Genomic DNA, 11,133 nt, shown 5'->3' with positions numbered 1-11,133 from the left:
TATAAAAGGAGGTGTTGGGTACAAGTCATGGTCCGACCTCTTTTTCCATGTTTATCCATATGCATACAAGCCTGATTTTTACAATAAAAATGAAATAAAAAAGAAGGACCAGATCAACTGGTCCTTCTTCAGTGTGTATAGAATTACTTCGCTTCGTTGTAGCGTTTTGTAACTTCGTCCCAGTTTACAACATTCCAGAATGCTGAAATGTAGTCAGGACGACGGTTTTGATAGTTCAAGTAGTAAGCGTGCTCCCAAACATCAAGTCCAAGAATTGGTGTCTTACCTTCCATCAATGGAGTATCTTGGTTTGGAGTACTCATTACTTCTAGTTCGCCGTTGTTTACGACTAACCAAGCCCAGCCAGATCCGAAACGTCCAGCAGCTGCATTTGCAAATTCTTCTTGGAATTTGTCATAGCTTCCGAACTTGGAGTTGATTGCGTCAGCTAGTTCACCAGTAGGAGCTCCGCCACCGTTCGGGCTGAGTACTTGCCAGAACAATGTGTGGTTGGCATGTCCACCACCATTGTTACGGACAGCTGTACGGATGTTTTCAGGTACTGCATCCAAGTTGCTCATAAGAGCTTCGATGCTTTTATCTTGTAGATCCGCATGTCCTTCAAGTGCACCATTCAGCTTTGTTACGTATGCGTTATGGTGTTTACCATGGTGGATTTTCATAGTTTCTTCGTCGATGTGAGGTTCAAGAGCGTTGAACTCATATGGTAGTGCTGGTAGTTCGTGTTTTGCCAATTGAATCTCCTCCTTTAAGAATATGTAGTTACAAAGCACGGGTTAAGTGCCTACATTTCTAACAATATCAAATTTACCCAGTGGATTCAATTTTTAAACACTGCTTGGGTATTGATCAAGTGATGAACATCCTCTATTCATTACCAAGATCGGGATTTTTTCAGTTCATAGGGATGAATAAGCTCTATTCATTACCATCACGGCCATTTTTTCTCTTGATAGGGATGAATAAGCTCTATTCGTTACCATCACAGCTCTTTTTTCTTCTGATAGGGTTGAATAGGCTCTATTCGTTACCATCACGGCCCTTTTTTCTCTTGATAGGGATGAATAGGCTCTATTCGTTACCATCACAGCTCTTTTTTCTCTTGATAGGGATGAATAGGCTCTATTTATGTCTTTTGAGCAAAATAAAAAAACTTCCTATATAGTGAAGTTTTCAAGAATGGTGGCTCGAGACGGAATCGAACCGCCGACACGAGGATTTTCAGTCCTCTGCTCTACCGACTGAGCTATCGAGCCGTATGTAATTTGGTTGAACCCTTCGGGTACTTCATATGTTCAATGAGCAGGAAGTCGAAACGACGTTGTGCATTGAACTTAAATTGGTTGCACCCTTGCGGGTACTCCAGATATTCATTGAAAGAATGTCGATTCGACGTTGTTCAATGAATTATTTTGGTTGCGGGGATAGGATTTGAACCTATGACCTTCGGGTTATGAGCCCGACGAGCTACCAGACTGCTCCACCCCGCGACGATATTAGTTTATGGACGATGATTGTCCAATGATGTTGATGAGAAACTGAATGTCCTCCAACCCGTTCTCAGTTTGAATATTCAAGCTGCCTTTCGAACGGTTCGCTGAAGCTTATGCTCCGTAGCTTATTCCTACGTGCTCCACCCCGCGACGATAATAGTATATGGACGAAAACCTGTCCTATGTTGTTTGAAGATAAAATGGAGGAGGTAGAGGGATTCGAACCCCCGCGGGCTGTTACACCCCTGGCGGTTTTCAAGACCGCTCCCTTCAGCCAGACTTGGGTATACCTCCGTATGATATCAACTTAACTAGAGTTAAGTGGTGGACCCTGTAGGACTCGAACCTACGACCAATCGGTTATGAGCCGACTGCTCTGACCAACTGAGCTAAGGGTCCGCATAGTATGTATGCTTTGCTTAAATGGTCTTTATGGGGCGACTGATGGGAATCGAACCCACGAATGCCGGAACCACAATCCGGTGCGTTAACCACTTCGCCACAATCGCCATGAATCAGTTAAAAATGGTAGCGGCGGAGGGGATCGAACCCCCGACCTCACGGGTATGAACCGTACGCTCTAGCCAGCTGAGCTACACCGCCATGGCTCCACAGGCAGGACTCGAACCTGCGACCGATCGGTTAACAGCCGATAGCTCTACCACTGAGCTACTGTGGAATAATATCTTTTTAACGACAAGATTTAGAATAACATCTTCACCGTAAAAAGTCAATGCCGTTTTTTCTTCCAATCAAAAAGAAAAACAGGGACAAGAAATAATATACCATGTTCTGTCCCTGCTTGCAATAACACTTATAAGACTTTCACTAAGAAATAAATAACCATACCTGCTTGGATAATCAACTTGACGGTTGTACCACCGATAAAGCCTAGTAACGATCCAATTCCGACTCTGACTGCCTGTTTGAAATCACCTTTCTGATGAAGGAGTTCGCCTACAATAGCCCCTACAAACGGTCCAATCAAGATCCCAATTACAGGTATGATGAAAGGTCCAACCAGAAGACCGATTGTACTACCCCAAATGGCATGCTTGCTCCCGCCTCTTTTTTTGACACCGTAAAAATTACTCGCATAATCGGTTACATATAAGAGGATGACAAGTATACCCTGTATCACCCAGAACACCCAGGTCAGGGGTTCAAAACTGAACATCCAACCATAGATCAGGTAACCTGCAATCAAAAAGACGGATGAGGGAATGATCGGATAGATCAATCCCACAAACGCTAGTACAAATAATACAGTTATGAGTACCCAGGCAATAATGGTCATTTTACTCCTCTTCTCCTAAAACGTATTCCGCAATATTCACCGCATGGTCCCCGATACGCTCGAGGTTACTGATGATATCTACGAATACGATACCGGATGCTCCGCTGCACTTCCCTTCATTCAAACGAAGGATATGTTGTTTACGAAGTGTTCTCTCCATTTTATCAATGGCATTTTCCATATCAACAACTTTACGAGCTTTCTCTTTATCGTTCTCATCCATTGCATGGAACGCTTCATCAATCGTTGACATCGTTAGTTCGAACATTTCATTCAAATCACGGATCGCTGTATCTGTGAGATCCACTTTGTGCGTCATCTGATATTCAACGAGTTCGACGATATTTTCCATATGGTCTCCGATACGTTCGATATCACGTACAGAGTCCATCAAGATGGAATGCTGTTCTGAGTCATGTGTCGATAACGTATAAGAAGACAATTGGACAAGATACTCTGTAATCCTTTGATCAAGGTTATTGATCGCTTCTTCATATTGAGCAGCTTTATCTGCGTTTTTCTTATTTTTCGTATCTAAAAACGTAAAGGTTTCATGTAATCCTTTTTTCGCATAATCTGCCATTCGAAGCACTTCGAGCTTAGCTTGTCCAAGCGCTACTGCAGGAGACTTTTCAAGGAAAATAGGATCTAGATGTTTTGCTTTATATTCAATTTCAACATCATCTCCAGGCACAAGTTTAGTTACTAGGTATGCCAGGAAAGCGATGAATGGGAATTGAATGGCTGTATTTGCAAAGTTGAATGATCCATGAGCAAATGCAATCTGCATCTTCTCATTCAAGTCGAACGTTGTTGCTAGATATTCCACATACGCTGTAAATGGTAGTAGTAGAATCAAGAAGACTGCAGTTCCAAGCAAGTTGAAAATTACATGCGTCAAGGCTGCTCTTCTTGCTGCAACACTTGCACCGATTGCTGCCAGGACAGCAGTGATGGTTGTACCAATGTTATCCCCAAATAGAACTGGTAAGGCAGCGTCCAATTGGACAGCACCCTGAGAATATAGTTCCTGGAGAATCCCTATTGTTGCACTGGAACTCTGTACGATAACCGTAAACAAGGTACCGATGACGACACCTAATAATGGGTTATTGGACATATCAACCGTCAGTTGTTGGAATGCTTCAAGAGAACGTAATGGTTTCATTCCAGAGCCCATCAAGTCTAGACCGTAGAAGAGTGCACCAAAACCAAAGAATACTTGACCGATGTACTTCACTTTCTTCGAATTGAAGAAGAAGAGCAACAAGGCTCCGACTGCAAGAATTGGCAAGGCGTATTCCTTGATCTCAATCCCAATGATGAATGCGGTCACCGTGGTACCGATATTCGCACCCATGATAACACCAATTGCTTGTCTTAAGGTCATGAAACCTGCATTTACTAGACCGACTGTCAGCACGGTCGTACCTGAGCTTGACTGAATCAAGATCGTGACAATAATTCCTGCAAGTACTCCCATGAATGGGTTGGACGTGAAACGATCAAGTATATCTCTTAACCGATCTCCTGCCGAATTCTGTAGACCATCTCCCATGTATTTGATTCCAAATAGGAAGATACCAAGTCCACCAATGAATTCGAATATCATCTTTTGAATGTCTAAATCCAATTCATTCATCCCCTACATAAAAATTTCGACATAATTTGCCTCATTCATTATCACCAACTTGACTTGGTTTGTAAACACTTTTAAGATTTTTTAATTTTTTTGTAAATTTGTATGTTAGATTTGATTTGGGGAACTTTTACCTTGTTCATTTCGTATAGGAAAGATAAAATGAGTCTAGAAACTGAAGGGGGATAACCATGAACGTATTCAAGCAATTTTTTGTAAGCTTATATTCACCTAAAACGATAGCTACATTCCGGTTCCAAAAAATCGGGAAGTCAATCGGATATGTTTTTATTTTAATGTTGATATCCATGATCTTTATCGGACTGAACATGGGGCTATCCATTTCAAAGGCAACAAACGAGTTCGCGACAGCACTCCAAGAAGATATCCCGGACTTTCAATTCCAGGATGGTCAATTGACTTCTGACATGGATGAGCCCGTCGTCCGGAAAGATGGCAATCAGACGTTTATATTTGATACGACAGGTACAATAACGAGAGATGATCTGGATCAGTATGATAACGCAATTGCAATCTTGGACAATCAAATGGTGATCATCAGTGCTGGGAGTGCTGATACATTCAATTATGGAACGATGCAGGACGTTAGCTTCAATAAGAACGATATCGATGGATTCATCGATTCAGCTCAAAACTTGCTTCCATTGATTATCACGGTAGCAATTGTGGCCGCTTATCTATTCATGACTGCACTTAAATTCATCGGGGTTACTGTACTCGCTCTGATTGGTTTGATCATCAAAAACATCATGAAACGGAACTTGCCGTATCGTCAGTTATGGATTCTGTCAGCTTATTCTGTCACATTACCGACCATATTCTTTGCATTAATGGATCTGTTACGCATCACGATTCCGCTCCAATTTCTTCTCTACTGGGGAGTGGCAATCTTCATCCTGTCTCAAGTCATCAAATTCGTACCGCTTCCTAAGAAACAAGAAACAGAAGAAATCTAAAATAGTCATCAAAACAAAAACCCAGACCCGATCGGGTCTGGGTTTTTGTTATTTAAACAAATTCTTAAGTGCTTCAATCAATGCGATGAAGAAATCGAGAATATTGCGAATGATTCCTTGTGTCTCTTCTTTATTCAGAAACTCACTTAAGTTGTTTCTTACATTTTCAAGGTTGCTTTTGACCTGGTCCCAGTCGATGTTCATTTCCTTCATCCGATTGAACAAGGATACAAGTCCGTTCAGCTCTTCATCGGTCAATGTAATGCCGACTTCTTCCGCTACTCTTTGAATGAGTGCTCTTAAATCCTCTTCCGTTTCCACTGGGTTCTCTGCGAGTTCTTTCTTGATCTTAGTCATGAGTTCTGTCGCTTTGTCTGCACCTACACGATCTCCCAGTTTGACGGTTTTGACCATTTCTTCGTTTGCAACTTGTTTTTGTTCTTCAGGAATTTTAATATCCGTTTTCACTTCATAAGCTTTCAAAATTCCTGTCAATCCTGCTGTACCTGACACTTCGAATGGTGCTGTCACATAAATGTCAGCATCCGTAACCCCTGCAGTCGTCAGAGCGTTCGCAAACATTTCCTCTGTGACCCAGTTGATGTTATTCGTCTCTACGTTCAAGCCAGAATCTTTTTCACCGATTGTAATTTTGGTCGAAGAAATTGCTCTTGTACCGATTTGTGCTTTGGATATATATTCTCCTAAGTATTGATGCTCCTCTTCATTTGTGACGGATATCGTATCCACATCTGATGGGACATCCATTTCTTTCAGGATACCTTGTTTCTGTTCTTCAGTAAGATCTTCCCCCAGGGTTACAATGACATCCCCTGGTGCCGCATCTGCAAGTGCGATTCCAGGAATCATGAAGATTGCCAGGAGTGTAATCGCTAACCACTTTTTCATTTTCATGTCTCCATTCTCCTTTAGAAAAGAATTCCTTAAAGCATACGTAAAGACTTTATTTTTCTGTAGGTCTCCCTTTATTTTACAAGTTGTCTACAAATAAACCAACATTTTCTTCTTCTTTTCGGAATATCGGTGTGGGACAAGCATATACATGTATTAAGTCGAACTATGCGGAGGTGTGGTATATGAAAAAACTCAGTCTAGCTGTCCTCGTCTTTCTCTTACTTTATAGTGTTTATTTTGACCTGAAGATCGGAACACTTCCATCAGCCAAGGCAGAACCGGTTCCCGTACAAGCCGCTTCCTCTGAGCAACCAATAAAACAAGAACATCAATCCTTTAAAGAAATTCAGGTCCAACCTGGTGAGACGATGCTGACGATCCTGGAAAAACTTCATAATGGATCCTTTCCGGTTTCCATCGAAAAAGCGGTGAAGGATTTCGAAGAACTAAACGATGGCATATCCGCACATGATATTAAAGCAGACCGAGCGTATCGCTTCCCTTTTTATCAATAAACACAATTCCTTGCCAAAACCTTCAAATCATTGCTAAAATGAAGTCGTTATAAGTTACGAAGCATACGTCCTTAAAGGAGCGATTAATACATGAGTGAAATTACTCACCGTACGAAAACAAGACCCGTAAAAGTTGGTAACCTAACAATTGGCGGAAACAATGAAGTCGTCGTACAAAGTATGACTACAACGAAAACGCATGATGTAGAAGCAACTGTAGCTGAAATCCTTCGCTTGGAAGAAGCGGGCTGTCAAGTCGTCCGCGTAGCATGTCCGCATATGGAAGATGCTGAGGCGATTGCTGAAATCAAAAAGCGAATCAACATTCCTCTTGTCGTTGATATCCATTTCGATTATAAACTCGCACTGAAAGCGATTGAAGGTGGAGCCGATAAAATCCGGATCAATCCAGGAAACATCGGACGTAAAGAAAAAGTCGAGGCTGTTGTGAAAGCGGCTAAGGAAAAAGGCATTCCGATCCGTATCGGAGTCAATGCTGGTTCTTTGGAACGTAAAATCCTAGAAAAATACGGATACCCCACAGCTGATGGGATGGTCGAAAGTGCTCTGAACCACATTAAGATCCTGGAAGACCTCGATTTCCACGATATCATCGTATCAATGAAGGCATCAGACGTGAATCTCGCTGTAGAGGCATATGAGAAAGCGGCTAAAGCGTTCGACTATCCGCTTCACTTAGGGATCACTGAGTCTGGAACCTTGTTTGCCGGTACTGTAAAAAGTGCTGCTGGACTTGGGATCATCTTGAACAAAGGAATCGGTAATACAGTCCGTATTTCATTGAGTGCAGACCCTGTAGAAGAAGTGAAGGTCGCACGTGAACTGTTGAAAACGTTCGGGCTCGCTTCCAATGCTGCAACATTGATTTCTTGTCCGACATGCGGACGTATTGAAATCGACTTGATTTCCATTGCGAATGAAGTTGAAGAATATATCTCGAAGATCAAAGCACCACTTAAAGTCGCTGTACTTGGATGTGCCGTAAACGGACCAGGTGAAGCGCGTGAAGCGGATATCGGAATTGCAGGAGCTCGTGGTGAAGGTCTCCTCTTCCGACACGGAGAAATCATCCGAAAAATCCCTGAGGATATCATGGTCGATGAATTGAAGAAAGAAGTCGACAAGCTTGCAGAAGAATATCACGCAAAAAAAGCAGCTGAAGAAGCCGAAGCTGAAAAAGTGAAATAGAATATGAATGAAGCTGACCGTTGAACGGTCAGCTTTTTTGTTATTAGTCCAATTCCATCGTATTAGAAATAAAAAACGAAGGTGGATATCCACCTTCGCTTCGTTTAGAAAAATGGTACAAAGATCAGACTGACAACAATGGATGCGATCCCCAATCCGATTGCCCAGTTCGCCAATGTACGTGCTCCTCGTCTTCTTGCAAAAAACCCGACGATGATCCCAGCGGCACCCAACAAGATCGGAAGGAAGAATAAAGATAAGACGGATAAAGCAAGGGCGAAGTAACCTACGCCTCTACCTTCGTTTATATCATCCGTATCCTCATCAAAGTCATCCTCACGATTGACGCCTTTTTCGTGCACGCGTTCTTGTTCTGGAAGAGGGAGAACCTCAGCGGCTGTTTCTTCCATAAAGTCTGCTTCGTACTCTCGATCTTTTCGTTCTTCACGATCGTATCGATTTTCCATCAGCAATCCCTCTCTTTCCTAAAAAGTTGAGGAGCCTTCTTATTATTCGTTACGGTACGCCCTTTCATTATGACAAACATTGTTAATCACCATTGTGACGAGGAATGGTAAATAAAGAAAAATCCATCCATTCAGAAATGGACGGATTCTCAATATGATTCTTAATGTTTTGGGCGGAATGTGTGACAGCACGTTTCAGCACTGTGTTTCGCTGAATCTCTATGCAAGTCTCCCTCAGCCAGACTTCCGGTAACAGACATGTCTACATTCTGATCTGCGTGTTGATCGATTTCGACGAGGATGGCATCGGCCTGACAGTTGTTTCCTTCGCCCCAATACGTACAATTGGCTACATTACATTTCACAGTTGGCATGAGATCTCCTCCTTATCGGATAGCGTTCCTCTCATAACAACTTTTCATCATTCTTTTCATATGAAATCCCGTGGAAATCAATGGCATTCCTGGCAGTAACCATAAATCTCGAACTTGTGGTCTGTGATAAAAAAATCATCCGATTGAATTTCATTCATAGGACATGCTTGAATGGCACTTGTTTTTCCACATTCGAGACAAATCATATGATGGTGATGTCCAGATGTTGCACATGAAAAACGGAATCGCTTCTCACCATCAAGCTCCGTCTCTTCAAGAATTCCTAGATCGGTAAAAACCGCAAGATTACGGTAGATCGTGTCAAAGCTCAGACCAGAAAAAGTGGGCTTCAAATGTTCCAAGACATCTTTAGCAGTCAAATATCTACGCTCACGGGCAAACAACTCTAAAAACATTTCCCTTTTACGTGTGAATTTATATCCATTCTCTTTCAATATTTCCAGTGCTTCACGAACTTCCATCCTTAAGCCTCCTTAGACCGTTGAAACGCATAACGATACTTTTTCCAAGTGATGACGATAATCAGAATCAGTGCTGATAATAAGACAATCGTCCCACCTGGTGCTAAGTCGAAATAATACGCTGTAAATAACCCTGTTATGACGGCTGTTTCTCCAAAAAGGATCGCAATCCATATGGTTTGTTTGAATCCTTTCGCAATCCGAATGCTCGCTGCGACCGGCAATGTAATCAATGAAGAGACAAGCAAGATTCCGACGATTCTCATGGAGGCTGCAATGACAAGTGCAACCATCACCATGAACAGGAACTGAATGAATCTTGAACGAATCCCAGCGACTTGCGCCTGATCTTCATCAAAAGATAGTAAGAAAAGTTCTTTATAAAACATCACGATGGCGATGGTAACCACAATCAGGATGGTCAAAACCATCCACACATCGGAGGTATCGACTGCAATAATGCTCCCGAATAGATAGTTGAACAAGTCCGTATTGAACCCATTCGCTAAGGAAATGAATACAACACTGAGTCCGATACCGACAGAAAGAATGATCGGAATCGCTAGCTCTTGATAATGTTTGTATTCTTTTCTCAAACGCTCAATCAAAACAGAACCTGTGACCGAAAAGGCCATTCCAAGATAGACAGGGTTCAACATTTTGAAGGCTCCAATTTGTTTACTGATCAATAAGCTCGCTGCTATACCTGCAAGAGTGATATGAGAAAGAGCATCTGCAATGAGCGCTTGTCTCCTTACGACGATAAATACCCCTAATAATGGGGCCAGGAAACCAATCATGAGTCCGACGAATGCGGCATTCCGTATAAAATCATATTGTAAAAAATCTGCAATCATAATAAGCACCTCTTAGTCATGCTGATGATCCATCGCATGTACAGGATGGCCATAGAACGATGATAAATCCCGATTGTCCATGTTTTCATATTCGTGCGTGTCTCCATGGAAATGCAATCGCTTATTCAAACATGCAACATGTGTGACCAGATTGGTTACAGGTCCCATGTCATGCGTTACCAAAACCAGCGTAATGCCTTGCTCTCTATTCAACCGTTTCAACAGCTCATAAAAGTCGTCTACAGACGATGCGTCTACTCCGACCGTCGGTTCATCTAAGATGAGTAACTTCGGATCACTGACCAGCGCTCTTGCAATGAATGTTCTCTGCTGCTGTCCACCTGACAATTCACCGATGTTTTGATTCGTATATTCTTCTAAGCCGACGGTTTGAATCGCTTGCATGACCCGTTTCTTATGGGATCTTTTCATGAATCGAAACATGCCGATCTTACCGAATAAGCCCATGGATACTACTTCAAATACAGTTGCTGGAAATCCGGAGTTGAAGCTGTTCGCTTTTTGGGACACATAACCGATTTTGTGCCAGGCTTTAAATCTCTTCACGTTTTCACCGAATAAATCAATCGATCCCTGGTGTAACGGAAGCAGGCCGAGCAACAACTTGATCAATGTCGATTTACCTGAACCATTAGGTCCTAACAAAGCCAAAAATGATCCTTCTGGAACATCGAGGTTGATTCTTTCTAAGACAGATCGTTCTTGATAGCTGAACGTGACATTTTTTATGGATACGACTGATGATTCCATCGTGATCCCCTCTTTCATTAATAAAATTTCAGTATTATAGGAATGATTACGATTTACCTTACTAGTATATCTTAATATGTCTGTTTGTAAAGAAAAATTGGCGAAGTCAAGTTTCA

Annotated in this window: 12 protein-coding genes and 7 tRNA genes; 3 read left to right on the top strand and 16 right to left on the bottom strand. The window is 42.1% G+C overall.

Going from position 1 to position 11,133, the window contains the following annotated elements; all coding sequences use genetic code 11:
- Positions 1 to 143: 143 nt before the first annotated feature.
- From ACXQIQ_RS00270 to ACXQIQ_RS00225, 10 genes are all read right to left on the bottom strand, one after another.
- Positions 144 to 755, bottom strand: a complete 612-nt coding sequence (locus ACXQIQ_RS00270; RefSeq protein WP_226546479.1) for a superoxide dismutase — start codon at positions 753 to 755, stop codon at positions 144 to 146.
- 446 nt (positions 756 to 1,201) lie between these two features.
- Positions 1,202 to 1,277, bottom strand: a tRNA-Phe gene (locus tag ACXQIQ_RS00265).
- Positions 1,278 to 1,434: 157 nt separating this feature from the next.
- A tRNA-Met gene (locus tag ACXQIQ_RS00260) sits at positions 1,435 to 1,511 on the bottom strand.
- A 204-nt stretch (positions 1,512 to 1,715) separates the two neighbouring features.
- A tRNA-Ser gene (locus ACXQIQ_RS00255) sits at positions 1,716 to 1,808 on the bottom strand.
- Positions 1,809 to 1,836: 28 nt separating this feature from the next.
- Positions 1,837 to 1,913 (bottom strand) — tRNA-Ile (locus tag ACXQIQ_RS00250).
- A 34-nt stretch (positions 1,914 to 1,947) separates the two neighbouring features.
- Positions 1,948 to 2,023: transfer RNA gene (locus ACXQIQ_RS00245), tRNA-His, on the bottom strand.
- 17 nt (positions 2,024 to 2,040) lie between these two features.
- A tRNA-Met gene (locus ACXQIQ_RS00240) sits at positions 2,041 to 2,117 on the bottom strand.
- A 1-nt stretch (position 2,118) separates the two neighbouring features.
- Positions 2,119 to 2,193 (bottom strand) — tRNA-Asn (locus ACXQIQ_RS00235).
- A gap of 135 nt (positions 2,194 to 2,328) precedes the next feature.
- Positions 2,329 to 2,811, bottom strand: coding sequence for a DUF456 domain-containing protein (locus ACXQIQ_RS00230; RefSeq protein ID WP_439300720.1), 483 nt, complete (start codon positions 2,809 to 2,811; stop codon positions 2,329 to 2,331).
- Between the two features lies 1 nt (position 2,812).
- Entirely contained in the window at positions 2,813 to 4,453 is a 1,641-nt protein-coding gene (locus ACXQIQ_RS00225; RefSeq protein ID WP_439300721.1) for a Na/Pi cotransporter family protein, read from the bottom strand.
- A 188-nt stretch (positions 4,454 to 4,641) separates the two neighbouring features.
- Here ACXQIQ_RS00225 and ACXQIQ_RS00220 point away from each other — a divergent pair, with 188 nt between their 5' ends.
- Positions 4,642 to 5,427: a DUF1189 domain-containing protein gene (locus ACXQIQ_RS00220; protein ID WP_439300722.1), complete on the top strand. Its 786-nt coding sequence runs from the start codon at positions 4,642 to 4,644 to the stop codon at positions 5,425 to 5,427.
- Positions 5,428 to 5,475: 48 nt separating this feature from the next.
- Here ACXQIQ_RS00220 and ACXQIQ_RS00215 read toward each other — a convergent pair whose 3' ends face one another.
- On the bottom strand, positions 5,476 to 6,336 hold the full coding sequence (locus tag ACXQIQ_RS00215; protein ID WP_439301975.1) for a DUF1002 domain-containing protein: 861 nt from the start codon (positions 6,334 to 6,336) through the stop codon (positions 5,476 to 5,478).
- Positions 6,337 to 6,524: 188 nt separating this feature from the next.
- Between ACXQIQ_RS00215 and ACXQIQ_RS00210 the strand changes: the two genes are divergently transcribed.
- Positions 6,525 to 6,857, top strand: coding sequence for a hypothetical protein (locus ACXQIQ_RS00210; RefSeq protein WP_439300723.1), 333 nt, complete (start codon positions 6,525 to 6,527; stop codon positions 6,855 to 6,857).
- A 90-nt stretch (positions 6,858 to 6,947) separates the two neighbouring features.
- On the top strand, positions 6,948 to 8,066 hold the full coding sequence (gene ispG, locus ACXQIQ_RS00205; RefSeq protein WP_226546484.1) for a flavodoxin-dependent (E)-4-hydroxy-3-methylbut-2-enyl-diphosphate synthase: 1,119 nt from the start codon (positions 6,948 to 6,950) through the stop codon (positions 8,064 to 8,066).
- Between the two features lie 104 nt (positions 8,067 to 8,170).
- On the opposite strand, the gene ACXQIQ_RS00200 is transcribed toward ispG, so the two are convergent.
- From ACXQIQ_RS00200 to ACXQIQ_RS00180, 5 genes are all read right to left on the bottom strand, one after another.
- Complete coding sequence (locus ACXQIQ_RS00200; protein ID WP_439300724.1) at positions 8,171 to 8,533, bottom strand: DUF4190 domain-containing protein; 363 nt, start codon at positions 8,531 to 8,533, stop codon at positions 8,171 to 8,173.
- A gap of 161 nt (positions 8,534 to 8,694) precedes the next feature.
- Entirely contained in the window at positions 8,695 to 8,907 is a 213-nt protein-coding gene (locus ACXQIQ_RS00195; RefSeq protein ID WP_439300725.1) for a DUF1540 domain-containing protein, read from the bottom strand.
- A gap of 77 nt (positions 8,908 to 8,984) precedes the next feature.
- Positions 8,985 to 9,389 (bottom strand): Fur family transcriptional regulator, encoded by a 405-nt coding sequence (locus ACXQIQ_RS00190; RefSeq protein WP_439300726.1) that lies wholly within the window; start codon positions 9,387 to 9,389, stop codon positions 8,985 to 8,987.
- Between the two features lie 2 nt (positions 9,390 to 9,391).
- On the bottom strand, positions 9,392 to 10,246 hold the full coding sequence (locus tag ACXQIQ_RS00185) for a metal ABC transporter permease (RefSeq protein ID WP_439300727.1): 855 nt from the start codon (positions 10,244 to 10,246) through the stop codon (positions 9,392 to 9,394).
- A gap of 12 nt (positions 10,247 to 10,258) precedes the next feature.
- Positions 10,259 to 11,017, bottom strand: coding sequence for a metal ABC transporter ATP-binding protein (locus ACXQIQ_RS00180; RefSeq protein WP_439300728.1), 759 nt, complete (start codon positions 11,015 to 11,017; stop codon positions 10,259 to 10,261).
- Positions 11,018 to 11,133 lie beyond the last annotated feature (116 nt).

Source organism: Pseudalkalibacillus sp. Hm43 (assembly GCF_054170705.1).
Note: the sequence above shows the minus strand (reverse complement) of the source record. Positions and strands in the feature narration are given on the sequence as shown.

Coding starts and splice junctions, on each gene's coding strand:
- ACXQIQ_RS00230 (WP_439300720.1), bottom strand. CDS start 2,811: ATGACCATTATTGCCTGGGTACTCATAACTGTATTATTTGTACTAGCG.
- ACXQIQ_RS00225 (WP_439300721.1), bottom strand. CDS start 4,453: ATGAATGAATTGGATTTAGACATTCAAAAGATGATATTCGAATTCATT.
- ACXQIQ_RS00220 (WP_439300722.1), top strand. CDS start 4,642: ATGAACGTATTCAAGCAATTTTTTGTAAGCTTATATTCACCTAAAACG.
- ACXQIQ_RS00215 (WP_439301975.1), bottom strand. CDS start 6,336: ATGAAAAAGTGGTTAGCGATTACACTCCTGGCAATCTTCATGATTCCT.
- ACXQIQ_RS00210 (WP_439300723.1), top strand. CDS start 6,525: ATGAAAAAACTCAGTCTAGCTGTCCTCGTCTTTCTCTTACTTTATAGT.
- ispG (WP_226546484.1), top strand. CDS start 6,948: ATGAGTGAAATTACTCACCGTACGAAAACAAGACCCGTAAAAGTTGGT.
- ACXQIQ_RS00200 (WP_439300724.1), bottom strand. CDS start 8,533: ATGGAAAATCGATACGATCGTGAAGAACGAAAAGATCGAGAGTACGAA.
- ACXQIQ_RS00195 (WP_439300725.1), bottom strand. CDS start 8,907: ATGCCAACTGTGAAATGTAATGTAGCCAATTGTACGTATTGGGGCGAA.
- ACXQIQ_RS00190 (WP_439300726.1), bottom strand. CDS start 9,389: ATGGAAGTTCGTGAAGCACTGGAAATATTGAAAGAGAATGGATATAAA.
- ACXQIQ_RS00185 (WP_439300727.1), bottom strand. CDS start 10,246: ATGATTGCAGATTTTTTACAATATGATTTTATACGGAATGCCGCATTC.
- ACXQIQ_RS00180 (WP_439300728.1), bottom strand. CDS start 11,017: ATGGAATCATCAGTCGTATCCATAAAAAATGTCACGTTCAGCTATCAA.